Raw genomic sequence first — 24,767 nt, 5'->3', positions numbered from 1 at the left:
GATTTTTAGTGCCGAAAAGCTTTAAGGAGGTAAATGTGTGAGTAGCGTTGTGGAGACAGTAACTGGCTTGGTTGAACCAATTTTAGCCAGTCATCACTTTGAATTAGTAGATGTTGAATTTGTTAAGGAAGGTAAGAGCTGGTATTTGCGTGTTTTCATCGATAAGCCAGGCGGAATTACCATTGACGAATGTGTGTTAATCAGTGACGAATTAGGGGAGCAGCTTGATAACTGCGACCCAGATCCTATTCCACAAGCCTATTATTTAGAAGTTTCTTCTCCAGGGGCAGAACGGCCCTTAAAGAAAGAAGCAGATTACATGCGGGCTGTTGATAAGTATGTTAATGTTTCTTTGTACCAACAACTTAATGGTCACAAGGTTTATGAAGGCTATTTAAGAAAGGTGACTGCTGACGAATTAACCCTTGAATATATGGATAAGACGCGGCAAAAAGAAGTAATTATTCCACGTAAACAAGTTGCTAAGGCTCGCTTAGCCATTAAATTTTAGATTTTAATTTTAAGGAGTAGAAATAATGAGTAAGGAATTGCTAAATGCATTGGATGCACTTGAAGTTGAAAAAGGTGTGAAAAAAGAAGTAGTGATTGAAGCTTTAGAACAAGCTTTGGTATCTGCTTACAAGCGCAACTACGGGCAAGCCCACAACGTTGAAGTTGAATTTGACCGGACCCGGGGTAACATCAAGGTTTATGCGGTTAAAGAAGTAGTTAACGAAGTCTTTGACTCCCGCTTGGAAGTAAGCTTAAAGGATGCTTTAGACATCAATAAGGCCTATGAAATTGGGGACACCATTAGATTTGAAGTGACCCCTAAGGACTTCGGCCGGATTGCTGCTCAAACTGCCAAGCAAGTGGTAATGCAACGGGTTCGCGAAGAAGAACGGACTAACATTTACAACCAATACATTGAATATGAAAAGGAAATCGTTACTGGGGAAGTAGAACGCCACGATAGTCGTTACATCTACGTTAACCTTGGTAAAGTCGAAGCCGTGCTCTCCCACCAAGATCAAATTCCTGGCGAAAAGTACTCACCACACGATAAGATTAAGGTGTACATTTACAAGGTAGAAAACTCTGCCAAGGGTCCCCAAGTTTACGTTAGCCGTTCCCACCCAGACTTATTACGGCGGTTATTCGAACAAGAAATTCCTGAAATCTTTGATGGAACCGTGGAAATTGTTTCAATCGCCCGTGAAGCCGGGGACCGGGCTAAGGTCGCAGTTCGTTCACATAGCGACAACGTTGACCCAGTCGGAACTTGCGTGGGACCTAAGGGGGAACGGGTTCAAGCCATCGTTAACGAACTTAAGGGTGAAAACATGGACATCGTTGAATGGCGTGAAGACAACGCTGAATTTATTGCCAACGCCCTAAACCCAGCCGAAGTAGTGGCCGTTCACTTTGATCCTGAAAACGACCGGGCTTGCACGGTGGTTGTGCCTGACAACCAACTTTCACTTGCAATCGGTAAGCGGGGGCAAAATGCGCGCTTAGCTGCCCGTTTAACTGGCTTCAAGATTGACATCAAGTCAGAATCTGACTACGAAGAATTACAAGCCCAGTTAGCACAGGCACCAGCAAAGGAAGCTAGTGATTCAGAAGAACCAGTAGATGCAGTTGACCCAGAGTTAGCAGCACCAGCCAGTGATTTAGACGAAGAATAATTTTTGAAAGGGTGATAGACATGGCACAAAGAAAGGTACCAATGAGAAAAGACATTGTGACCGGAGAAATGAAGCCTAAAAAAGAACTCGTTCGGATTGTGAAAAACAAGGAAAACGAAGTTAGCATCGACCCAACCGGCAAGAAGGCTGGGCGGGGTGCTTACATTTTCTTAGACGTCGCAATCGCTAAGAAAGCTCAAGCGGAACGGACCTTTGACAAGGCTTTTGGCATCAAAATCAAGCCGGAGTTTTATGATGAATTAGTTGCTTATGTTGACCACCAGGTGGCAAGACAAGAGTTATTTGGAAATGGAAAATAGGCAGAAAGTTTTAAATTTATTGGGATTAGCTCAAAGAGCAAACAAGTTAGTGACTGGTGAACAATTAGTTTTAAAGCAGGTTAGAGCCAAGAAAGCCTACCTGGTTTTTATCGCCAGTGACGGGGGGCAAAGTACCCACAAGAAGATTAGTGACAAGTGTCACTCCTATGGCGTGGCTTTAAGTAGCGACTTTAGCCAGTTGGAGTTAAGCATTGCAATCGGGCAAAAACGCTCATTGATTGCGGTCACTGATCTTGGTTTTAGCAAGAAGATGCGACAACTTTTAGCCTAGGTAAGTTAGACTAACCTAGGCCTAAGGTTAGTCGACTTTCCAAGGAGGCGGAATGTATGCGTAAAAAACATATTTATGAAATAGCTAAGGAACTTAACGTTGCAAGTAAGGAACTAGTTAAGTTAGCACAAGAAAAGGGTTTTCCAACCAAGAGTCACATGTCAACGGTAGGTGAAAACGAAGAACGGCAGTTACGCGCGGCATTTAGTAAACAAGCTAAACCAACCACCAAAACGCAGTCGCAGCCTGAAGTAAAGCAGGCCCACACAAAAAAGCCCCACTCCCAAAATGTTGACCAGGCTAAGTCAGCCGCGAAAACTAACGAAAGGCATTCAGGGAAGAATATGGACAAAAAGAAACAAACAAACAAGGGCGGTAATGCTTCGAACAATAACAAGAAGCAACGCAACAATAACAACAATAATCGCTTTAACGGTAAGAAAAACAACCGTAACAATAAGAAGAACAACCGGAATAATAGAAACAAGAACACAAAGCCGGCTGTGCCAGCAAGAAAGAACAAGCCGTTGCCAGAAGTACTTGTTTACACGGTGGGAATGAACGTAGCCGATATTGCGAAGAAAATCCACAGAGAACCAGCTGAAATTATCAAGAAGCTCTTTATGATGGGGGTAATGGTTAACCAAAACCAATCCCTTGATAAGGATACAATTGAATTATTAGCTGCCGACTACGGTATCGAAGCAGAAGAAAAAGTTGAAGTCGATGTTGCTGATATCGACAAGTTCTTTGAAGAAGAAGCTCAAAGTACGGATAACTTACAACCGCGGCCACCGGTTGTGACCATCATGGGTCACGTTGACCACGGGAAGACCACCTTGTTGGATAAGTTACGTCACTCCCACATTACCGCAGGTGAAGCTGGGGGAATTACCCAACACATTGGGGCTTACCAAGTAAGACATAACGATAAGATTATCACCTTCTTAGATACACCGGGTCACGCTGCCTTTACTGATATGCGGGCTCGCGGTGCTAACATTACCGATATTACCGTCTTAGTGGTTGCGGCCGATGACGGGGTAATGCCACAAACAGTCGAAGCCATTAACCACGCTAAGGCTGCCGGGGTGCCAATCATTGTAGCAGTTAACAAGATTGATAAGCCAGGGGCTAACCCTAACCACGTCATGGAACAATTATCCGAATACGAATTGATTCCAGAAGCCTGGGGTGGCGATACCATCTTCGTTGAAATTTCCGCTAAGTTTAACAAGAACTTAGACGAACTGCTCGACATGATTTTATTAGAAGCAGAAATCCTAGAATTAAAGGCTAACCCAGACCAACGGGCAGCTGGTTCCGTAATCGAAGCCCGCTTGGATAAGGGGAAGGGTTCAGTTGCTACCCTCTTAGTTCAACACGGGACCTTACATGTCGGCGACCCAATCGTGGTCGGAAATACCTTCGGTCGGGTGCGGACCATGCTTGACGCACGGGGCCATGATATCAAGAAGGCGACTCCAGCGACCCCAGTTGAAATCACTGGTTTAAACGACGTCCCAGTTTCTGGGGACCGCTTCTTAGTCTTTGAAGACGAAAAGACGGCCAGAGCTGCCGGGGAAGAACGGGCAAAACGGGCCTTGATGAAGGAACGAAGCCAAAAGAACCACGTTACTTTGGACAACTTGTTCGATACCTTGAAGCAAGGTGACATGAAAGAAGTTGCGGTCATTATTAAGGCCGACGTGCAAGGGTCTGTTGAAGCCATTGCCCAATCCTTCAATAAGATTGAAGTTGAAGGGGTAAGGGTTAACATCATTCACCAAGCCGTTGGGGCCATTAACGAAAGTGACGTTACCCTAGCTGAAGCTTCTAACGCCATTATCGTCGGCTTTAACGTCCGCCCAACTCCTCAAGCTAAGGTCCAAGCCGAAGCAGACAAGGTTGATATTCGCTTACACAACGTTATCTACAAGGCCATCGACGAAATTGAAACGGCGATGAAGGGGATGCTTGAACCAGTTTACGAAGAAAAGGTTACTGGCCAAGTGGAAATCAGGGAAACTTACAAGGTGTCTAAGCTTGGAACCATCGGTGGTGGTTACGTCACAGATGGTTACATCCAACGTGATTCAGGCGTCCGCTTGATTCGGGACGGAATCGTTATTTACGAAGGTAAGCTTGCTTCCTTGAAACGCTTCAAAGATGACGTTAAGCAGGTTAAACAAGGCTTTGAATGTGGCTTAATGATTGAAAAGTATAACGACATTAAGGTCGGCGATCAAATCGAAGCCTACATCATGGAAGAAGTTCCAGTCGACTAAGGAAAAGGGGAATTGAGATGGCACAGAACTTTCGGGTCGGCCGCCTAGCCCAAGAAATTCAACGCGAGGTAAATGATATCTTAAAAAAACGGGTCAGAGATCCGCGCGTGAGTGGGGTAACCATTACCGGCGTTGATGTTACGGGTGACTTACAACACGCCACGATTTATTATAGTATCTTGTCGGATTTAGCTTCAGACGCTAAGAAGACCCAACAGGGACTCGACAAGGCTTCCGGTTTAATCCGGGGCGAACTGGGCAAACGTTTGACAATTTACGTGACCCCCGAGTTGAAATTTGAACAGGATAAGTCAGTGCGTTATGGCGACCATATCGACGAATTATTAAACAAATTACGCCAAGAAGACCGCTTCTAGGCCAAAGGGAGTTTGCAGAAGTGTAAACTCCCTTTTATAATGGAACTAAATTACAAATTGAGAGGGATTTTATGGACGGAATATTAGCTTTATATAAAGAGCGGGGCATGACCAGTAACGACGCGGTCTTTAAGTGCCGTAAGCTTTTCAAAACCAGGCGGGTTGGTCACAGCGGCACGCTTGACCCCAATGTGGACGGGGTCTTACCTATCTGTGTAGGTAAAGCCACCAAGGTCGTTAACTACCTGATGGATTCGGGCAAGGTTTACATGGGCCAAATTATCCTGGGCTTTGCGACTGAAACCGAGGATTTAGACGGGGCAGTTGTTGAACAACAACGCTTGGTCCGCCCTTTTAGTGACCAAGAAATTGACCAGGCCATGCAGGCTTTGTGTGGGGATTTAATTCAGATTCCGCCCATGTATTCGGCCATCAAGGTTAACGGTCGCCGCCTTTATGACTACGCCAGAAAGGGCGAGGAAGTTGTGCGGCCTAAACGCCAAATTCACGTCGACTACTTCAAGCAAACCAAGCCAAGTAGCTTTGATGAAAAAAGTGGCCAGCAAACCATTTTCTTTGAGGTTGGTTGTGGCAAGGGAACCTATGTCAGAACCTTGGCCGTTGACCTGGGTAAAAAGCTCGGGGTCCCGGCGGTGATGTCAGATCTAACCCGCTTAAAAAGTGGTGGCTTTATGATCGGCCAAGCCGTTAGTCTAGCCCAACTTGAGAGCCTAAGTGCAGACCAGCTAGCCCAAACCCTAGCGCCAATTGACCACGCCCTAGAAGCTTATGCCCACCATGAGCTAAGCGAAAAACAGTGGACCTTTGTAAAAAACGGGGGTTTCCTAGCGCCAAGCTACGTTAATGGCGGGCAAGTTGTTCCTAAGTTGGTCTTGATGTATCAAGGCAAAGCCCGGGCGGTCTACAAGTATAACGAGCCAAAGGCCCGCTACCAACCGGAGCAAATGATTGATTTAAGTTGAGGTGAACATCGTGGAAATTATTAAGTTAAGCGAACCTTACCAGTCTAGCCAACTGCCCAAGGAGCCGAGCGTCTTAGCCCTGGGCTTTTTTGACGGGGTTCATTTAGGCCACCAAAAGGTAATCAAGACCGCTAAAAAAATTGCCTGTGAGCGCGGGTTAAAGTTAGCGGTGATGACCTTTGACCGCCAGCCCAAGTTAATGTATCAAAAACATCCTAAGCCGGCCTTATATCTCACCTTACTTGCGCGCAAGCTGGAGCTGTTTGAACAGTTAGGCGCCGACATCGCCTACGTGGTGACCTTCGATGAGCACTTAGCTTCTATGGGACCGCAAGAATTCGTGGACAAGTACATGGTCGGCCTGTCCGCCCAGGTAGTCGTAGCCGGCCAAGACTATACCTACGGCAAAAAGGAGTTAGCCAACATGGAGACTCTCCCCAGCTTTGCTAAGGGGCGATTTGACATCGTGGCAGTTGACCACCTAGTCTTGGCCGCTAGCACCAGCAAGGTTGGCTCAACTGCTATCCGCGCCTACCTAGACCAAGGCCAAGTTGACCAGGCCAACGAGCTCTTAGGCTACCCCTTCCAAACTAAGGGGCTAGTCGTCCACGGCTTTGCCCGGGGGCGGACCATCGGCTTTCCGACTATCAACCTTGAAATTGATCCCAGCCAGCACCTACCCGCACCGGGAGTTTATGCCACCCAGGTCGAACTTTTAGGGCAAACCTATCTAGGAATGGCCTCGGTTGGCTATAACGAAACCTTTGGGGACAATTTCGATCTGACGGTCGAAATCTACCTGCTTGACTTCGCAAAGGATGTCTACGGCCAGGAGGCCACGGTTGCTTGGTACCACTGGTTGCGGCCGATGGTCAAATTCGCTTCGGTTGCCGAGCTCATCGACCAACTCAAGGCCGACGAAGCCGCCGTCCGCCAATACTTTGCTAACCAAACTGAAAAATAAAATCAGCACTAGCACTTACCAGTAGTAAGGTAATTGTTAGTGCTGATTTATTTGGGCTAGGAATAGCTAAGGTCTTTACGTTATTGAATTAATTTAAGTAAACCAAGCCATGTTTTTTAATTATTAATAGGAGTTGGTGTTAATGGTTGGCACTTTAAGCAAGAAAACTAAGGATATTAACATTTTAAGAGTTGGAAAATTAAATGAAAAATAATTATGAATTAACCCCATTGAGTAGCGTTATTGACTTTGAAAATTTAGTTGCTGGTTTTGATAATCGGTGATACAAGATAAAACATAATTTTTAGAGGATTTTAAGAAAAAGTAGTATTTTTCTATTTTCTTAAAATCTTTTTTCTTGAGCTAGGAGGTGTGTGTATTTATTTTTATGTCATTAATATCCATCTAAAAAACGGATAATCGTTGATTCGATGGTTTGAAAAATGATATAATATTAAAAACTGCGGGGTGATATTATGTTGCTTGAATTATATTTAAAAAATAATAATTCTGACTTGAAAAGTATGCATATACAAACAAAAATTCCTATGACTACTATTCGTGACATAAATAAAAGAGAATTAGCAAGATGGAATATATCCTATTTTGATGCAATAGCCAAAACAATCGGTAAAAACCGTTTAGTTGTTATGAAAGAATTAGAAGAACTAAATAAAATAAAGGACGTTATAAATTCAATGGGAAAATATAATTTAGAAAATAGAAGATATATAGGAAATAAAAGTAAATTATTAAATTGGATATCTAGTATAATGAATCAATATACTAAAGGCGAATCTTTCATGGATGTTTTTGCAGGTACGGGTGTTGTCACACAGTCAATGTTGCCTAAGTATAAAAAACTGATCATTAATGACTTTTTATTTTCAAATAATATTATATATAAGGCATTTTTTGGTAATGAAAATTATGATATAGAAAAAATGAAAGATTATCAAGCAAGATATCAAAAGATAGAAACTAATAGTGTAGATGATAATTATTTTCATGATAATTTTGGAGGAAAGTTTTTCAGTGAGAAAGATGCTAAGATTATAGGTGAAATAAGAACAAGGATAGAGAGAGATGAAAAACTCAATGAAAGAGAAAGGGCTATATTAATTGCTTCATTATTATATTCAAGTGATAAAATTGCTAATACAGTAGGGCACTACGATGCGTATAGGAAGAATACTAAAATAGAAGATAAATTTGTATTTGAATTAATAAATCCTATAAATACATTAAGTAAAGATATTGAAATTTATAGAAAAGATGCAAATCAGTTAGTTAGAGAAGTAAAAGCAGATGTTGCATTTATTGATCCACCTTATAATTCTAGGCAATATTCAAGATTTTATCATGTTCTAGAGAATATAGCTAAATGGGAAAAGCCTGATTTATATGGTGTAGCAATGAAACCAGCACCAGAAAATATGAGTGATTACAGTAGAACTTCTGCGCCTAGAGTGTTTGATGACCTAGTAACAAATATAGATGCAAAATATATAGTTGTTACATACAATAACACCTATACTTCTAAAAGTAATAGTTCTAGGAATAAAATTACGCATGAAGAAATAATTAAATCTCTTAATAAAGTAGGTAAAACTCGCAGCTTTGAGAAACCTTTCCAATATTTTAATGCTGGAAAAACTAATCTAGTAGGGCATAAAGAATATGTATTTATTACGGAGGTTAGAAAATGATTCAAATGGAACTTTTTAGTGACAAGCAAATCGTGGGAAAAATAGAGAAGCATAAAGCAATACGCTCGCCCTTATTTTACGTTGGCGATAAATACAAATTAATGCCTCAGTTAACGAAGTTATTTCCTAAAAACATTCAGACTTATTATGATGTTTTTTGTGGTGGTGGGAGTGCTTCAATAAATGTAGAAGCGAATAAGTATGTAATGAATGATATAAATCCTAAGATTATTGAATTACATAATTATTTGCAAAAGAACTCTAGTGATATTGAAAAATTCATATCTGAAATGTATAACTGTATAAGGGAGTATGGTTTAAGTTTATCAGAATTAGGGAAAAATACTGAAATTGAAGAACTAAAGAAAGAATATAAAAAGACTTATTTTGCAAAATATAATAAAGAATCATATTTAAAATTGAGGCACGATTATAATAAAGATCAATCTAATACTGCCTTATTATATATGTTGTTGATTTATGGGTTTAACCATATGATTAGATTTAACTCAAAGGGGGATTTCAATCTTCCCGTTGGTAATGTTGATTGGAATAAGAATGTTTCAGTTGCATTAAGAAATTATGCTAATTGGTACAACGAAAATGATGTTTATGTTTCTAATGGAATGGATTTTGAAAAGTTCATCGAACTTCAAAATATAAAAAAAGGAGATTTTTTGTATTTTGATCCGCCATACCTTATAACTTTTAGCGATTACAACAAGTTATGGAATGATGAGGAAGAACGTAGGTTATATTCGATGTTAGATAAACTGAATGAAAAAGGAATACAATGGGGGGTCTCTAATATGTTAACGCATAAAGAAAAAACAAATGAAATTTTATCAGAATGGGCAACTAAATATAATAGGTTTAGTATTAAAAGTAATTATATATCAAGATTTGATAATACTCAAAAAATAGGTAGTAGAGAAATATATGTAACCAATGTTTTTTAATTTATTATTGCGTAAGGAGAAGTTGATATGAGACGGAGAAAGCCTATATCTTTTGACACTACACTGAGAAATCCAGGTAGGATTCCACAATTTATTTCTATTTTAAAGAAATTTGAAGGTAAAGAAATTGATGATGAGATTGCTCTAGCTTTAGAAGGAGAAATAATTCGTCAGAAAATTTTTGAACCAACAAAAGGAACACTTGGAACTTATATTGCTAAGTATGATAAGAAATTTTCGTTTGAAGCTGATGATAAATCAGCGAATGCATCTGAAAAGGTAAGTACAATTTTTGAGAGATGGAAAGAGGAAGATCCCGGCTCTGTTTCTTTAAATGACATAGTGTATTTATTGAAAAATACTATAACTGCTCATAAAGATAAAGGGTGGAAAGGCGGGTGGGAATCAAGGTTACATACCCAATTTAATTTTTTGAATGAGTTAGGTTTTGTAAGAGTAGTTAAGGGAAAAAAGATTATTATTTCCGAAAATGGGAACTTAATGATTCATGAATATGAAAATGGCTACCCAAAAAATGAAATGTATGATGAAAGTTTTGAGCAATCTGCTTTTTTAAATGCTTTCGCTAAATATCAAATTAATAATCCATATAGGAGCAATACTATTAGCGTTAATTTCTTCCCTTTAGTTTTAAATGTTATCAAATATTTGGACACAACCTACAATCGTCCCGGAATTTCTAAGCAGGATTTACCATTTATTATTACTTGGGGGAATAATGACTATAGAACTTTAGGTGAATACATTTATAAATTCAGGAAAAAGTTTGGATATAATACTTCTGATGAGTTGGTTTATGAATATGCTATGAATCTGTTGGATAATTCTACACCGAATAATATTTTAGCACCTGCTTCAAAAGAGTTTATTAAACTAAAAAAAAGAGATTATAAATTCGATAAGATAATGACAGAAACACCTGATGAAGTTATAAGAAAATTGAGATTAACTATGTTAATTTCTCTTAGAGGAGCAGGGCGTTTCATAGATATTAATAGAAATGAGAATACAAAAATAAATCATGTGTTATCTACATACATGAACAATATTGATTTTGGTGAAGATGTAGACAGTTATTCTAAATATATGGGGAAGATAGATAATTCCCTTATGTTTGAAAGTAATCAAGTAGAAACACAGGAAGAAAAGGATGCGAAAGAAGTAGCAATCGAAGATTGGGCGAATAAGTATGATTGGAGTTTCTTTGAAGAAGAAATGATGAATAGTGTGGAAAAAAGGCCTTCAAGTCACTTAGTATTAAAGTATATTAAGGAAACGGCAAGGTTAGAGTTTCTTTCAGCTATTGTAATAAAAAAAGCTTTACCAGATCTTAAGGTTGTCGCAAATTATAAAGCTGATGATCAGGGAATTCCATTTAGTACGGCATCAGGAGGCAGAAATAATCAAATTGGTGCTGATATAGATGTTTTTGAAAATGAAGTACATGCTATTTTAGAACCAACTATTTCAAAACAAAGGAGTTTTCAAGTTGAGCATGAACTTCCTTCTATTCGTAATCATGTATTAGAAAGTGCAAAAAAAGATGTTGCAGACAGTAATCATTACAAAGAGTGGTTTAGTTTATTTATTGCTTCTAATATAAGCCGTGATGTAGGAGATCAAAGTGAACTGATCAGACAGACTAACGGTGTAGAAATATACCCATGGGATATTGTTGATTTTGTTAATTATTCGCAGAATGTGAGATCTATTAGGGATTATAAAAAAATTAGAGAGTATGCTATGCCTCAAAAGATGCCAGGAATGTGAGTGATATGCTTTAGTAACAAGATACAAATATTATTAAAGATAGTGACAATATATAATTGCCGAAATATATTTTTATAGGTGTCATTGTAATTCAATGTGATTTTTGTATTAAACTTTAATTACCAGCATGAATAGAATGTAGAGAATTTTTATACTAATACATAAAATTATGCAGCGTTGTCTAAAATTTTGGTTGCTTCATTCGCAAAGGATTCTAAGAAAACTACGTAGTTTTCCTAGAATCCTTTTTTAGCTTTGATTTAGCAGTTGTCTTTTACCACAATTTATTTTTTAAAAAAGCTCTTATAAAAAATGAAAAAACTCTAGGTACAAACTCTTTCATACCCAAAGTTTTAAATATAGTTATTTTTTAGATATTAATTATACATATGACAGCAAAAAAATACAGTATCCAAAACAAGAGGACCACAATTAATTTACCAAGAAATAATTTTTAAATGCTGTAATATCTCCAATTTTATTAATGGGACAAACAAAATAGTCGCCTGAAAAGTCTGAATATTTTTGTACAGAGCTACCCGGTTGTAAAGTTTTATGTTTATTATAGTTAATAATTTTGTTACCACGCATTGCACCGATAACATAGAAAGATTCATCATTGTTAATAAAGCGATCAATTATATTAGTTTTAGCTCCTTCAAATAACACACGGAAATAAAGATCTTTTACAGATTCGTATTTTTCTTTATACGTTTTTTGATAATACGGTCCAAGAACATCAAAATATGGTGAAAAATCTATTTTATTTATAGCATAGAGTGCAAATGGAATACCGTTTTTTACAAAAGATGATCTTACTTCAATAGTATATGAAGCCCCATTATTATTCCATACTATATCAATTTGATTAATTGGTGTTGTAACGTATGGTCTTACTGCAGAATTATTAGTGCAAGAATTAAGAAAGTGTGTAACAGCATATTCTGCAAGTAAACCTGCATATGAATCGTTAGTACGTTGGATAGATGAACGAGTATGTCCACTGTTTGCTTCACCGGGATTTGCAGTTATGGAAAGCTGGTTTGCTTCATTAATTAGTGAGGTTTGAGTTTTTTTATCAAAGTCTGAAAAATTATATTTACAGATAGTATAGCTTCTGTTAATTGTTGTGGGATAAATATAATCACTTGGTGTTAATGTTAAAAATTCCATTGTTATTATTCCTCGTATATATAGTTTTTACATAATTATAATCCTATTTTTTATATGTTTTTATTAAATAATCTTGATTAGAATGTTTCTTAATTTTATTATACAATTCAAGTATTATAGGGAATCGAATTGTTATAGGTAATGATAAAAGAAAGGAATGTTTTAATTATGGATGAAGAAGAATTAGAAGCTTATGAAGAATCAGAAGACTGGTGGACTTGGTTTTTAGAAGAAGAAAGCAAAAAAGATGAAGAAAGAGCTAAAAAAGAAGAAGCAGAGAAACGAGCTAGAAAAGAACGGGAAAAATATTTAGATGAGCATCCTGAAGAAAAAGCTCGGGTAGAAAAAGTTAGACAACATAATGCTGAAGTTGCTAGACAAGTAGAAGAAGAATTGAAAAATAATGAAGAGGCTGTTAAAGATTTTTCTAAATGGCAACCTTTCATTGATAAGTATTATGAGGGTAAAGAGTACAAGTATGATGAAGAAGTCTATGACGATTACGAATTTTATGTCAAAGGTGTAGGCGACGATGAGGATGAGTTCTTGAAAGAAAATTATCCTAAGGAACTAATTGAACAAAAGAGAAATCTTTTCCATGCTGCTTACAGTGGTGACTTAAAATATTACATTCAACAATAAACGAGGTGATTAGTAATGATTGTTGGACACGATGTGTTATGGGGCATCCCAATTACGTTTGAAGATATAACTGAAAACTACGAAGATATTGATTACTTCTATGGGGAAGAAAATCCATTTTTGTCTGAAGAAGATTAAAACAAAAAACTGTGTAACGAAAATTCATTACACAGAAAAATAGATTGTATATTTTAAAGCCTGTTTTCTTCTCCACCAATCAACAATTCAAAGTGCAGATTATCAGGCTCATCGTAGTTTTTACCAGAGTTTTGCATGTTATAGATAGTTTCACATAAACGTGAAAGCTCTAGGACACCTTCTTCTTGGATAGTAATCTTGGTGAAGTTACCGGCGTATTTACGATGCAGTTTTCTGACATAGCAACTAATATCTTCGACTAAGCGCCAACCTTGCTGATACTCTAACTTAGCAACAAGTAGGGCTTGCTTAACTGAATTATAGCGTTCAGTTTGATAGTATGCACAGTCTTGCTGGTTTTCAGAAGTAAAGTTATCCACTGTGGATAATTGCTTATACAGTTGATAGTAGTAGCTAGCACGAACTAGATTAATTCTGACAGTAACAGATTCACTGTAGTTGTGTGCAGTCATTATTTGTTTAAATTGGGTTGCGTTGAGTTCTCTTCCATTGTTCAAATATGATAACCTCCGTTTCTATTTCTATACAAATGTCAATGTATCACCTGTGAAGTTAAATGTGATTCGACCTAGTGGACCTTCACGATTCTTTTTAACAGTAAAATTAACTAAATTGGGATTATTGCTATCGCGATATAAAAAGGCAACGGCATTACAGTCTTGTTCAATGGACCCTGACTCTCTTAAGTCTGAGAGTTGGGGTTCTTTTTCTTGCCTAAATTCAATACCGCGATTTAACTGGGATGTGACGATAATTGGAATATTTAGACTGTTAGTACAAATTTTCAGTTCACGTGTAATTTTTCCTAGTTGTAAGTAGCGCTCAAGTGATCGTTTAGAATTTACCGAAACTAAGCCGATGTAATCGACAAATGCTAAGTATTTATTTTTAGCGCAGAGCATTGCATTTTTGCGGATTTTAGCTAAGATTCCTTCCAATGAAGTTACACTGTCGTATACTCTTAACTTGCTTTGCTTAAGAATATCTGTAGCTTGTGAGATACGTTTGCTTATGTTTTCATCCTCCAAGGCTTTTCCGCTTGTTAAGACGTTGCTATTGACCTGTGAGAGCATCACCATGAGCCGTGTAAGGATTTCGCTCTTATTCATTTCTAGCGAGAAAAAATCAATGTGGACGCTGGGATCATGAATTAGGGTAGAACAAATTAAATTTAAGCAAAACGCAGTTTTACCAACCCCAGGACGAGCACCAATACAGATTAACTTGGAACCAACTAAAAAGTGCTTGAATCTCTGTTCAATTTTAGGGTTAGTTTTAATTCCAGCGGTAGCTCCTTCTTCAACGTTTTGGGTAATCTGTGTGATAGTTTCGGTCAGTTCCCCCGAATCTGAATCATTGAAACTTTGATAATTCTGAATTGAAGTAAGGAGATTGTCCAAATTTGCAGATGTTTGATATTGGTGGTATGTTGCCAAATTTCCTAGAAGCTTTTCTTTTATCCTATGTTGTTTCAATAGTTCTATATCATTAAGGAACGTGCTCTCAGAAATTGTTCTAGCGTATAGACTATTGAGCTTTGAATAAAAAGTAGCAAATTCATACTCACTTAATTTTACAGAATTTTCGTTTGCAATCGAAATAAGACTACGTTCGCCAGTCGGGAGCTTTAAAGCAATTTCAATTACTTGTTTACAAAATGGACTTGTAAAATTTGATGGTGGTAAATCAACGGAGTCTAATAACATTGGTTTGTGCAAAATATTGGCAATGATACGTTCTTCAACTTCACTTATCATAGATTAGTTTCACTTTCTGTTAGATTTATTTTAGGCAAGTTCTGAGTAGGTGATTTTTCCTTTTTTAAGATTGACGTTTCTAAGGATTTCAATCTTCTCTTTAGTGTTAACGTTTTCAAAATCAGGAATGAGAGGATAAATTTTTCGCTCAATGACAGGGCCACCATTAAAGTGTGCAATTTGAATTTTGATGAATCCTTTGGTTCGTAAGCTACTTATCCAGCCAGCCACACACGGAATAGTGACACCGTAGAGAGTGGCGATTTCCCGATTAGATATTTCGCAGTAGCCGTTTTTTTGGGATAAAAAGAGCAAATCAGAATAGAGAACCTTCTCGCTAGAATTTAGTAGATTACTATAACGAACAGTAAATGGTAAAGGGATGTCTTGAGATACGTTGTTATTTTTTTGATTCATAATAATAAATTACTCCTTAATATTTAAAATATAGGCCTACATATATATAGTTCGCAAAAAAAAGTAAAATTAATCTTTTTTTTCGTGACTTTTACCTTTTCTTAATATGTTGTTTGTTTATTGTTCTTTTTTGGTAAAAATTTAAACTTAAATACAAAATGATAAGAGTTCGTCTTAGTTTAGGTAGCAACGCCTAAGTGAATAATTTATTACTTGATTTTGCGATTTGATAACATTAAGGGACAAAATTTAGTCTTAAAAATTCATTTTTAATTACTAATAAATTCATAAGGGTGATATACGAATGATTTAGTGCTTTTTGATTGCATGAGGGGTATATTAAGGATGTAGCCGCTACAAGAATTTATTTAAGAGAAAGAGGTAAAATACTATGGAAAAACAATGGACTAAGAAGGGTTTACGTTTAACTACTATTAATGCGGATGCTGTTGATGGGCATAGAAGTTTCTCATCAATCGGCAAAGATGTTGATGATCAAAAGATTATCGACTTTAGTAAGATTGTTGAAAAGCTTACTGGTGATGATGTTAAGTTTATTGCTGTCACAGAAGTTAACCAAATTGCTGAATAATTTATAGAGGAGGAAATATACTATGAAGATTTTAGACCTTAAGTTTTTAACACCTAACCACACTGTACGTCACCTCAAGTTTGAGAACGTTAATACTGAACTAGATGCAACTGCATTAAAGGATTGCATGGATCAAATCATTGCTTTGAATGTTTTCCAAAAAGTTGATGATGAAGGAAATGGAATTCCGTTATTAGGTACTCCAGTTTCAGCTTCCTATATTGATAAAACTGAAAACGTGGTTTATTCTGCAGCTCAACCTAATGTTGAAGAACCAGCAGCTTAAACATAAGAACTAAGATTACAAGAGCTCCCGTTTGGGGGCTTTTCTTATAGGAAAGTGAAAGGAGGAAAATATGGTTTCAGGAATCATTAAGCTGACTTATATCTTGCTAGGAATATATTTAATGATAGCTTGCATTAGTGGAACAGCAAGTTTTATCTTTGCGTTAATTCTTTCAAGCTTAGTTAGCATCGGCTTAGATTTGCTTGTAGCTAAATATGCTGAGCGATGACTAAGAAAAAACTAAATTCCCATGTTAATGTAGATGTCCAACTTAATTTAACTGCTGTTTTACGTGAAGTATGGCCGGCTTGTACGGTCGTTATCTTCATGTTGCTTATCCTATTTAGTGCGGTAATCTTTGCCGGTAAGGTGCTTTATCCAGAACCAATGCACCTCTGGCTCTTTAATCTTAGTTGGATATTAGTATTGTTACTGGCGTTTATATTTACTGCTTTGCTAGGAATATTGACCTACTTAAAATATAAAACGCAAAAATAAAAAGAATTAGGTGAGGCCCTAGATACTGAGTAAAAGCCCAGTATCTAGGGCTTTTTGTTGTACATGTGAATATTATGAGAAGTTTTTTATTAAAAATTTAGGTAAAAAAAGAATTAATTGAGTGAGTTTTTGCGAATCATATATATAGAGGGATAACTTTACCCACAATCAAGAATAAAACGAGGAACTTAGATATGACTAAGATTTTAAAACGAGAAGCTAATTATCCAATTACAATTCCAGCTAAGGTTCGCTTTGACTTACGCTTAACTGCTAACGAGAAATTACTTTACGGGGAACTATATACCTTTGGCGGTATGGCAGGAATTTTTACGGTTTCTAACCAACGCTTAGCGGCTTTATACCATGTGACGGTGAGGTCAATTTCAGCTTGGCTCAATAAGTTGGCTAAGTGTGGTTACATTGAACTTGCCAATTCCTTGGATAAAAACGAACGGATTATCAGCTTTGTGCCAGGGGTTGATCCGTTGGATAGGGATGGCTACCTTTACGATGAGGAAATAAGTCATGAGAAAGTAATTGAAGCCGTGGCGGAACCATGTGATAAGTATGATTACACGGTTGATACTAAGGTTGACCCGGAAGTGATTGAAGCAGAGATGACAGCTCGTTTTGGCCCCATTCCAGACCATTTAACTTTTGAACAAAAAGCTGAGTTAAGAGAGTTTAGAAAGCTAGCCTATAACAAATTACACTCAAAGAATAGTTATGATCCTAAGCTACGCAAGGGAGCACAACTTGGCAAGGCTTTATATGCCGAAGAAAAGATAACTGAGTTTTTTAACAAGTTGAAATCGAAAGAGACTGAACCACCACTAGAAAAGCAAATATACATGATGAAACAAATTACTGAACAGGCGAATAAGGAATATGATTGGTTACATGAAGATGAGTTTGCACAGGAAACTTCTATGGAAGAAAATTTCTACCCCCTAGAGAAGAAATCTTCTAGGGTAGAAGCAAACTTCCAGCAAGAAGATAATTTCCAGGGGATAGAAAATGCTGATAATACTGGGGTAGAAGAAAATTTCATGGGGAAGAATACTTCTAGGGTAGAAAATAATTTCCAGTCTAAGTTAGATAATATTAATTTAATAGTGGATAAGATTATTGTCGGCTTCGCCGACATAATTAAAAATATAAATAAATTAAGTGATTTAAGAATTACTAAGAATTTAATTTCTAATCAATCGGCGTAAGCCGATTAATAATAACCACTCTTTAAATAAAATGAACTAGTTAGGCTAGAAGAAAATTTCGTAGGTAGGACAGGAAAAATTTTTCTACGGTAGTATTGCTATTGGTATGACTACGTAACTACTAGTATTTTTAAATAAATTGATTAGACGAAAAGATTGAATCTACAAAAATCGTCGTAAGACGATTAAAAAATAAAAACTAAAAAAATATATTTTGAAAATAAATTTTTGATTAATTTGCATTGTTTATAGTGAATAATTTGAAACAGTAGAGTAAAATATAATACAAAAGTTGTTTAGTTTTTCAGAATGCTTATATTTGTTTTTAGTTATTTATTTTATAAAGAAAAGAGTGGACAAATATGTATAGAAGTACGGTAGCAATTCAATTAGACGAAAGAGTAGTTTTAGCAGCCGAATGGGAATTGAAGAAGCACGGGTTAGACGTAGATGTAGCATTAAATCTTTTCTATAGACAGATAGCAAGAACTGGAATTATACCGTTGTTTTGGGGATTAACAGAGCAGCAGAAGAGAGCGCTTTATCTTGATAAGTATAAAGAGGATGCAATAGTTGATTGGTTAAATAAAAATCGAAAGAATAAGTCTAATGACTGTTATTATTTTGATGAATATGACGACGATTTCTAAAAGAAAAATTTTGCTGAATGCTTGATTAAAAAGGAGCGGTTACTAAGTTATGGAGTTTTTGAAACTATTAAATCCTTTTAATATAAACTTGCTAAAAGGTTGATATGTCTTTACAATTTTGATAGCGCTTGCTTTTTGACAAGTTTTTAATTGTGAGGGGGAATGGGGATTGTGAACGCTAAAGAGAATATCTTTTTAGAGATATAACTTTTAGAACTTATGTTTTGAATTTTGCTTAAAAAAGTGCTATCATCTCTGTAACAGGAGGTGAGTTTAATGCTACGTGTACAAAAAGTTAGACTGTATCCTAACGAAACCATGAAACAAGTCCTTGATGATTTATGCGATTATCGCAGATATTGTTGGAATCAAGGCTTAGCTTTATGGAATGATATGTATGATGTTTCCTTAATTTTAGGCGACAAGAAGTTACGTCCAAGCGCACGTAAGGTTCGCGATGAGTTAGTCGCCAACAAGGAAGATTGGCAGTACCAACTGTCGGCTCGTTGTTTACAGCTAGCCATTTCTGACTTAGGTAAAGCTTGGCAAAACTTCTTTAAGAAGTCATTACCGGATTGGGGCAAACCGAAGTTTAAGTCTAAAAAGACAGCCCGCCAAGGTTTTAAAACTGACCGAGCTCAAATTGTTGACGGTAAGTTACGGTTGGATAAGCCGCATGGGGTTAAGGACTGGGCTGATATTAGCTTTAAGGGTGCTGATGATTTAAAAGGTAAGCTAAAAGTAGTCTCGATTTACCGTGAAAACGGCAAGTACTGGGCGAGCTTACCCTTTGAAGTTAAAGTGACGAAAAAAGCTAAGACCGGGCAAAAGACAGCCGTTGACGTTAACGTTGGTCACTTTGACTATCCTGAAGGTCAAGTCAAGACCTTGCCTAACAATTTAAAAGCTTTGTACAAACGCATTAAGCATTACCAACGCCTCTTAGCTAGGAAACGAGTGGTAAATGGAAAGAAAGCGACCCAAGCAAATAATTATGTTAAGACGAGAGCCAAGTTACAACGTGATTATCGCCGGGTTGCCAATATCCAACACGATATTGTCCAAAAGTTCACCACTATGCTAGTCAATAATTATGACCGCATTGCCATCGAAGATTTAGCGGTTAAGCAAATGCAGATGAGCCACGTTGCGTCTAAAGGCTTACACCGGTCGATGTTTGGCTATTTCAAGCAAGTTTTAAAATATAAGTGTGAATGGTATGGCAAGGAGTTAATCTTAGCGGACCGTTACTATCCAAGTACCCAGCGGTGTTCCCAGTGTGGGCATGTTAAGGTCGGCGCAGATAAAGTCGGACTTGATGGCAACGAGAAACATGGAACGAAGCACAACGAGTATATTTGTTATGAGTGCGGGGCAGTTATGGAACGAGACGAAAATGCCGTGAGAAACTTACTTGCTTTATTGTAAAAATTAACGGGGTGGGCTACACCCTTAAGCTACAAGAGTCAGTCACTGTCATTACCCCCGAGTTGGGATATGGGAATACTGGTGTTGACGGTAGTAAATAAAATTAGGAAAGGAAAAGCTATATTCTTTCTCAAATGTAATCAGTTACTATATTTGATTACGTTTGTTCACATTTTATGTAGCAGCATTATATGAGTATTGAATCAATTCTTACAATGGAAAAAGCCTATGCAAGGCAAGAAGGCTGGGATAAGGGTCGCGTAGAAGGAAAAGAAGAAGGTCGTGTAGAAGGACGTACAGAAGGCCGCGATGAGGCAAGAGAAGAGATAGCCAAAGGGTTAATTGAAGACGCACGCCAAAATCACAAGAATGTAGCTGACTTGCTTGCGACATTAAAGGTTATCTTCAAAGACCAGGCTTACATTGACAAAATGCTAGCCAAATACTATTACGAATAAGGAAAACATAGGTGCTATATGGACATTGAAAATATGATTATGATGGAAAGAGTTTATGCAAGGCAAGAAGGCTGGGATGAAGGACGCGATGAGGCAAGAGAAGAGACAGCCAAAGCGTTAATTGAAGACGCGCGTCAAAATCACAAGGATGAAACTGACTTGCTTGCAACATTAAAGGTCATCTTCAAAGACCAAGTTTATATTGATAAAATGCTAGCCAAGTACTATTACGAATAAGGAAAACATAGGTGTTATATGAACATTGAAAATATGATTATGATGGAAAGAGCTTATGCAAGGCAAGAAGGCTGGGATGAAGGTCGTACAGAAGGCCGCGATGAGGCAAGAGAAGAGATAGCCAAAGGGTTAATTGAAGACGCACGCCAAAATCACAAGAATGTAGCTGACTTGCTTGCGACATTAAAGGTCATCTTCAAAGACCAGGCTTACATTGACAAAATGCTAGCCAAATATTATTACTAGTGAAAAGACTGAGTGAAGCTTGGCAAAGTGCTAAATGAACTAGGCCCCTAACAGCATAACTAGTGCTGCTGGGGGCTATTTTTATGTTCGTGTGACTAGGACTTAATCGTAGTATTTTCTAGTTAGCCTGGGCTTTTTGCTTAGGAATCAATTACTGTCAAAGCAAAGAAAAAATGGTAAAATTAACCTTGAGACTATTTTGGAAAGAGGAAAGCAAGTGCGAATTTTATTTGTCGGAGATGTAATGGGCAAGCCGGGCCAGGAGATGTTAAAGCAGTACCTGCCCTTGTTGAAAAGAAAGTACCAGCCCCAAGTGACGATTGTGAACGGGGAGAATGCGACCCGGGGGCGGGGGATTAACGAGAAGGTTTATAAGGAGATTCTCAAGGCGGGGGCCGATGTTTTGACTATGGGTAACCATACTTGGGATAACCCGGAGTTACAAACCTTTATCGGGCGGGCTCCTAAGTTGGTGCGGCCGGCTAATTTTTCGGCAAATAAGGTTCCAGGCCAGGGGTATACAATTATTAAGGTTAACCAGCTGAAATTAGGGGTGGTTAACCTAATTGGACGGGTCTTTATGAATCCAAGTGACGACCCCTTTGCAATCGGGGAGGCTTTAATTACCAAGCTTGCTAAGCAGGTTGACGCGATTTTTGTGGACTTTCATGCAGAAACCACCAGTGAAAAGGAAGCCTTTGCCTGGTATTTTGCGGGCAAAGTTAGTGCGGTAGTGGGCACTCATACCCACGTGCAGACCAATGATGCCAGAATTTTGCCTGGGGGGACTGCTTACCTAACGGATGTCGGTTTTACCGGACCTTATGACGGGATTTTGGGCATGAAACGCGCCAATGTGATTGAGCGCTTTTTAACCCAGATGCCGACGCGCTTTGAGGTCGACACTGAAAGTCAGACGACCTTGGGGGCTTGTTTAATTGAGTTAGATGATGCCAGCGGGAAGGCTAAGTCGATTCAGACGATTCAGATTAACCCCGACCACCCCTGGTTAGATTAGGAAGAGAGGATTAAGAGATGGCAAAAAAGAAGGTCACACCGATGATGGAACAGTATTTGGCGGTCAAAAAGCAATACCCAGACGCCTTTTTGTTCTATCGACTTGGTGACTTTTATGAAATGTTTTATGATGACGCGATTAAGGGTTCCCAGCTATTAGAGCTAACACTAACGCAGAGAAATAAGAACTCGCTAGAACCAATCCCAATGTGTGGGGTGCCCCACCATGCGGCTAAAAACTACATCGATATTTTGGTCGATAAGGGCTACAAGGTGGCAATCTGTGAACAGATGGAAGACCCTAAGCAGGCCAAAGGGATGGTTAAGCGGGAAGTGGTTCAGTTAGTAACGCCGGGGACTATTATGGACGAAGGGGCTAGCCAGGCTAAGTCTAACAACTACTTGACGGCTTTACACGAACAAGCAGGCCAGCTAGGGTTTGCCTACGTTGACTTATCAACTGGTGAATTGAAGTCAACGGTCGTTAACAACCTTGCTAGCCTGCAAAATGAAATTTTGAGTTTGCACACAAAAGAAATTGTGGTCGATCAAAGTCTCAGTGCTCAAACTAAGGAGTTATTAGCTAAGTTAAAGATTTTGAGTTCCCACCAAGATGACTACCAGGCCCAAGCGGAGTTTAGTTTCATTAGCCAGGACCTGCATGAAGCCAGTGAGATTGAGGCGGTGATGCACCTGTTAATGTACTTAAAGGTGACCCAAAAACGAGCCTTAGCGCACTTGCAAAAGGCAGTCCATTATGAACCAGCCAATTATTTGAAGCTAGACCACTATGCTAAGCGCAACCTGGAATTATTGGTCAATAGTCGGACCAATAAGAAGTCAGGGACGCTGTTGTGGTTACTAGATGCAACTAAGACGGCCATGGGGGGCCGCTTGTTAAAGCAGTGGTTGGAACGGCCCTTGTTAAACCAGGCTGAAATCGAAGCACGCTTGGAATTAGTAGCAATTCTAAAGGATAACTTCTTTGAACGGTCTAGTTTGCAAGAAAGCCTAAGTAAAGTTTACGACCTGGAACGGTTAGCAGGCCGGGTAGCCTTTGGAAACGTCAACGGCCGGGATTTACTCCAACTAAAAACTTCCTTGATGGAAGTTCCGCAAATTCGCTATGTCTTAGAACAACTAGCAGGTAAACAATTTGCCGACCTCTTGGCTAAGTTAGACCCACTAGAAGAGGTGGTTGATTTAATTGACCGAGCGATTGTGGATGAACCACCAATCTCGGTGACAGATGGTAACTTAATCAAGGCTGGTTATGACCCTAAGCTTGATGAATACCAAGACGCCATGAAAAATGGTAAGTTATGGTTAGCCAAGCTCGAAGCTAGTGAACGGGAGTTGACCGGGATTCATAACTTAAAGATTGGTTTTAACCGGGTCTTTGGCTACTACATTGAGGTCACTAAGGCTAACCTAGCTAAGTTGCCTAAGGATCGCTACCAACGCAAACAAACCTTAACTAACGCCGAACGCTTCATTACCCCAGAGTTGAAGGAAAAAGAAGACCTGATCTTAGGGGCAGAAAGCAAGGCCTACGAACTAGAATACCAGTTATTCGTAGCGGTGCGCGACCAAATTAAAGACCAGATTAAACGCCTGCAAAGCTTGGCGCAGGCTTTGGCTAAGCTAGACGTGTTGCAAAGCTTTGCGGTGGTCAGTGAAGACGCCCACCTAGTGCGGCCAACTTTTACCAGCGACAAGAGTTTAGTCATCAAAGATGGCTTTCACCCAGTGGTTGAAAAGGTCGTGGGCCGGCAATCTTATGTCCCCAACGATATTATTATGTCACCAACTAAGCAGATTTTACTGGTGACGGGTCCGAATATGTCTGGGAAGAGTACCTACATGCGCCAGCTAGCCTTGACGGTGATCATGGCCCAAATTGGTTGCTTTGTCCCGGCTAGTCAAGCAGCCTTGCCAATCTTTGATCAAATTTTTACCAGGATTGGGGCAGCTGATGACTTGATTTCTGGGGAGTCAACTTTTATGGTGGAAATGAAAGAAGCCAATGAAGCCCTGCAAAATGCTAGCGAAAATAGTTTGCTTTTGTTTGATGAAATTGGCCGGGGAACGGCGACCTACGACGGGATGGCCTTAGCCCAGGCTATCATCGAGTACGTCCACGATAAGGTGAAGGCCAAGACGGTCTTTTCCACCCACTACCACGAGCTAACCGACCTCGAGCAAACCCTTGCCCACTTAGAAAATATTCACGTGGGGGCGGTCGAAAAAGACGGTCAGCTAGTCTTTTTACACAAGGTCGAAGCTGGTCCTGCGGACAAGTCCTACGGGATTCACGTAGCTAAATTAGCGGGGATGCCTTCCGAGTTACTCACCCGGGCCGACAAAATCTTGACCAAGCTAGAGGCCCATAAGCAAGACCAAGTTTCGCCGGCCGCTAAGCTAGAAGAACCTAGCAAAGAAGCCGGCCAACTGTCCTTGTTTGCCGAAGAAGTGCCAGCTGAACCAAAGGCAAAGCCGGTTTCTAAGCAAGCTGATAAGGTGCTTAAGGAGCTTGGCCAACTTAATTTGATGGCCTTAACTCCGATGGAGGTAATGAACGCCGTTTACAAGTGGCAGCAGGAATTAGAGTAAGGG

General features: G+C 38.7%; 29 protein-coding genes. 25 read left to right on the top strand and 4 right to left on the bottom strand.

Annotated features, from left to right (window positions below):
• Window positions 1-37: 37 nt before the first annotated feature.
• From rimP to N4597_RS07795, 11 genes are all read left to right on the top strand, one after another.
• Window positions 38-511 (top strand): ribosome maturation factor RimP, encoded by a 474-nt coding sequence (gene rimP / locus N4597_RS07845; RefSeq protein WP_172584051.1) that lies wholly within the window; start codon window positions 38-40, stop codon window positions 509-511.
• A 25-nt stretch (window positions 512-536) separates the two neighbouring features.
• Window positions 537-1,688 carry a transcription termination factor NusA gene (gene nusA / locus N4597_RS07840; RefSeq protein ID WP_094130172.1) on the top strand — a complete coding sequence of 384 codons (1,152 nt, stop codon included), beginning with the start codon at window positions 537-539 and terminating at the stop codon, window positions 1,686-1,688.
• 20 nt (window positions 1,689-1,708) lie between these two features.
• Window positions 1,709-2,008 (top strand): RNase P modulator RnpM, encoded by a 300-nt coding sequence (rnpM, locus tag N4597_RS07835; protein ID WP_050611155.1) that lies wholly within the window; start codon window positions 1,709-1,711, stop codon window positions 2,006-2,008.
• A complete protein-coding gene (locus N4597_RS07830) occupies window positions 1,998-2,300 on the top strand; it encodes a YlxQ-related RNA-binding protein (protein ID WP_056977048.1) in 303 nt (100 codons plus the stop codon). Before rnpM ends, N4597_RS07830 begins: the two co-directional genes overlap by 11 nt.
• A gap of 56 nt (window positions 2,301-2,356) precedes the next feature.
• On the top strand, window positions 2,357-4,588 hold the full coding sequence (gene infB, locus N4597_RS07825) for a translation initiation factor IF-2 (RefSeq protein WP_167588983.1): 2,232 nt from the start codon (window positions 2,357-2,359) through the stop codon (window positions 4,586-4,588).
• 17 nt (window positions 4,589-4,605) lie between these two features.
• Window positions 4,606-4,965, top strand: coding sequence for a 30S ribosome-binding factor RbfA (rbfA, locus tag N4597_RS07820; protein WP_050611152.1), 360 nt, complete (start codon window positions 4,606-4,608; stop codon window positions 4,963-4,965).
• A 71-nt stretch (window positions 4,966-5,036) separates the two neighbouring features.
• Complete coding sequence (gene truB / locus N4597_RS07815) at window positions 5,037-5,948, top strand: tRNA pseudouridine(55) synthase TruB (RefSeq protein ID WP_260903292.1); 912 nt, start codon at window positions 5,037-5,039, stop codon at window positions 5,946-5,948.
• A gap of 10 nt (window positions 5,949-5,958) precedes the next feature.
• Window positions 5,959-6,912 carry a riboflavin biosynthesis protein RibF gene (gene ribF, locus N4597_RS07810; protein ID WP_260903289.1) on the top strand — a complete coding sequence of 318 codons (954 nt, stop codon included), beginning with the start codon at window positions 5,959-5,961 and terminating at the stop codon, window positions 6,910-6,912.
• 476 nt (window positions 6,913-7,388) lie between these two features.
• Entirely contained in the window at window positions 7,389-8,621 is a 1,233-nt protein-coding gene (locus tag N4597_RS07805; RefSeq protein ID WP_172578766.1) for a DNA adenine methylase, read from the top strand.
• Complete coding sequence (locus tag N4597_RS07800; RefSeq protein ID WP_004564387.1) at window positions 8,618-9,580, top strand: DNA adenine methylase; 963 nt, start codon at window positions 8,618-8,620, stop codon at window positions 9,578-9,580. Before N4597_RS07805 ends, N4597_RS07800 begins: the two co-directional genes overlap by 4 nt.
• Before the next feature lie 27 nt (window positions 9,581-9,607).
• Complete coding sequence (locus N4597_RS07795; RefSeq protein ID WP_172578765.1) at window positions 9,608-11,371, top strand: AlwI family type II restriction endonuclease; 1,764 nt, start codon at window positions 9,608-9,610, stop codon at window positions 11,369-11,371.
• Between the two features lie 432 nt (window positions 11,372-11,803).
• On the opposite strand, the gene N4597_RS07790 is transcribed toward N4597_RS07795, so the two are convergent.
• Complete coding sequence (locus N4597_RS07790) at window positions 11,804-12,544, bottom strand: hypothetical protein (protein WP_260903284.1); 741 nt, start codon at window positions 12,542-12,544, stop codon at window positions 11,804-11,806.
• A gap of 168 nt (window positions 12,545-12,712) precedes the next feature.
• On the opposite strand from N4597_RS07790, the gene N4597_RS07785 reads away from it, so the two are divergent.
• Together N4597_RS07785 and N4597_RS07780 are read left to right on the top strand one after the other, a co-directional pair.
• A complete protein-coding gene (locus N4597_RS07785) occupies window positions 12,713-13,186 on the top strand; it encodes a hypothetical protein (RefSeq protein ID WP_260903282.1) in 474 nt (157 codons plus the stop codon).
• A 15-nt stretch (window positions 13,187-13,201) separates the two neighbouring features.
• On the top strand, window positions 13,202-13,324 hold the full coding sequence (locus N4597_RS07780; protein WP_260903279.1) for a hypothetical protein: 123 nt from the start codon (window positions 13,202-13,204) through the stop codon (window positions 13,322-13,324).
• A 53-nt stretch (window positions 13,325-13,377) separates the two neighbouring features.
• On the opposite strand, the gene N4597_RS07775 is transcribed toward N4597_RS07780, so the two are convergent.
• Genes N4597_RS07775 through N4597_RS07765 form a run of 3 tightly spaced genes read right to left on the bottom strand, consistent with a single transcriptional unit; the run spans window position 13,378 to window position 15,519 of the window.
• Window positions 13,378-13,842: a hypothetical protein gene (locus N4597_RS07775; RefSeq protein ID WP_260903278.1), complete on the bottom strand. Its 465-nt coding sequence runs from the start codon at window positions 13,840-13,842 to the stop codon at window positions 13,378-13,380.
• Between the two features lie 24 nt (window positions 13,843-13,866).
• Window positions 13,867-15,102 carry a DnaB helicase C-terminal domain-containing protein gene (locus N4597_RS07770; RefSeq protein ID WP_260903277.1) on the bottom strand — a complete coding sequence of 412 codons (1,236 nt, stop codon included), beginning with the start codon at window positions 15,100-15,102 and terminating at the stop codon, window positions 13,867-13,869.
• Between the two features lie 30 nt (window positions 15,103-15,132).
• Window positions 15,133-15,519 (bottom strand): helix-turn-helix domain-containing protein, encoded by a 387-nt coding sequence (locus N4597_RS07765; RefSeq protein ID WP_260903276.1) that lies wholly within the window; start codon window positions 15,517-15,519, stop codon window positions 15,133-15,135.
• 391 nt (window positions 15,520-15,910) lie between these two features.
• Here N4597_RS07765 and N4597_RS07760 point away from each other — a divergent pair, with 391 nt between their 5' ends.
• From N4597_RS07760 to mutS, 12 genes are all read left to right on the top strand, one after another.
• The gene (locus N4597_RS07760) at window positions 15,911-16,111 is read left to right on the top strand and encodes a DUF1659 domain-containing protein (RefSeq protein ID WP_172578318.1); all 201 of its coding nucleotides are present in this window, start codon (window positions 15,911-15,913) and stop codon (window positions 16,109-16,111) included.
• A 22-nt stretch (window positions 16,112-16,133) separates the two neighbouring features.
• Window positions 16,134-16,397: a DUF2922 domain-containing protein gene (locus N4597_RS07755; RefSeq protein WP_172578317.1), complete on the top strand. Its 264-nt coding sequence runs from the start codon at window positions 16,134-16,136 to the stop codon at window positions 16,395-16,397.
• A gap of 70 nt (window positions 16,398-16,467) precedes the next feature.
• Window positions 16,468-16,626 (top strand): hypothetical protein, encoded by a 159-nt coding sequence (locus tag N4597_RS07750; RefSeq protein WP_172578316.1) that lies wholly within the window; start codon window positions 16,468-16,470, stop codon window positions 16,624-16,626.
• On the top strand, window positions 16,623-16,895 hold the full coding sequence (locus tag N4597_RS07745) for a hypothetical protein (RefSeq protein WP_172578315.1): 273 nt from the start codon (window positions 16,623-16,625) through the stop codon (window positions 16,893-16,895). The genes N4597_RS07750 and N4597_RS07745 overlap by 4 nt, the downstream gene beginning before the upstream one ends.
• A gap of 194 nt (window positions 16,896-17,089) precedes the next feature.
• Window positions 17,090-18,115, top strand: a complete 1,026-nt coding sequence (locus N4597_RS07740; protein ID WP_260903275.1) for a helix-turn-helix domain-containing protein — start codon at window positions 17,090-17,092, stop codon at window positions 18,113-18,115.
• Between the two features lie 362 nt (window positions 18,116-18,477).
• Window positions 18,478-18,765, top strand: coding sequence for a hypothetical protein (locus N4597_RS07735; RefSeq protein WP_172578313.1), 288 nt, complete (start codon window positions 18,478-18,480; stop codon window positions 18,763-18,765).
• Between the two features lie 276 nt (window positions 18,766-19,041).
• Window positions 19,042-20,193 carry an RNA-guided endonuclease InsQ/TnpB family protein gene (locus N4597_RS07730; RefSeq protein ID WP_260903273.1) on the top strand — a complete coding sequence of 384 codons (1,152 nt, stop codon included), beginning with the start codon at window positions 19,042-19,044 and terminating at the stop codon, window positions 20,191-20,193.
• Between the two features lie 191 nt (window positions 20,194-20,384).
• A complete protein-coding gene (locus N4597_RS07725) occupies window positions 20,385-20,651 on the top strand; it encodes a hypothetical protein (RefSeq protein WP_172578311.1) in 267 nt (88 codons plus the stop codon).
• Between the two features lie 39 nt (window positions 20,652-20,690).
• Window positions 20,691-20,888 (top strand): hypothetical protein, encoded by a 198-nt coding sequence (locus N4597_RS07720; RefSeq protein ID WP_260903269.1) that lies wholly within the window; start codon window positions 20,691-20,693, stop codon window positions 20,886-20,888.
• Window positions 20,889-20,927: 39 nt separating this feature from the next.
• On the top strand, window positions 20,928-21,134 hold the full coding sequence (locus N4597_RS07715) for a hypothetical protein (protein ID WP_260903267.1): 207 nt from the start codon (window positions 20,928-20,930) through the stop codon (window positions 21,132-21,134).
• Window positions 21,135-21,351: 217 nt separating this feature from the next.
• A complete protein-coding gene (locus N4597_RS07710) occupies window positions 21,352-22,152 on the top strand; it encodes a TIGR00282 family metallophosphoesterase (RefSeq protein WP_202022262.1) in 801 nt (266 codons plus the stop codon).
• 17 nt (window positions 22,153-22,169) lie between these two features.
• Window positions 22,170-24,764, top strand: a complete 2,595-nt coding sequence (mutS, locus tag N4597_RS07705; protein WP_260903264.1) for a DNA mismatch repair protein MutS — start codon at window positions 22,170-22,172, stop codon at window positions 24,762-24,764.
• Window positions 24,765-24,767 lie beyond the last annotated feature (3 nt).

The sequence above is a fragment of the Ligilactobacillus agilis genome, assembly GCF_025311475.1.
GTDB classification, from domain to species: Bacteria; Bacillota; Bacilli; order Lactobacillales; family Lactobacillaceae; genus Ligilactobacillus; species Ligilactobacillus agilis.
This window is presented reverse-complemented; position numbering and strand designations above follow the sequence as displayed.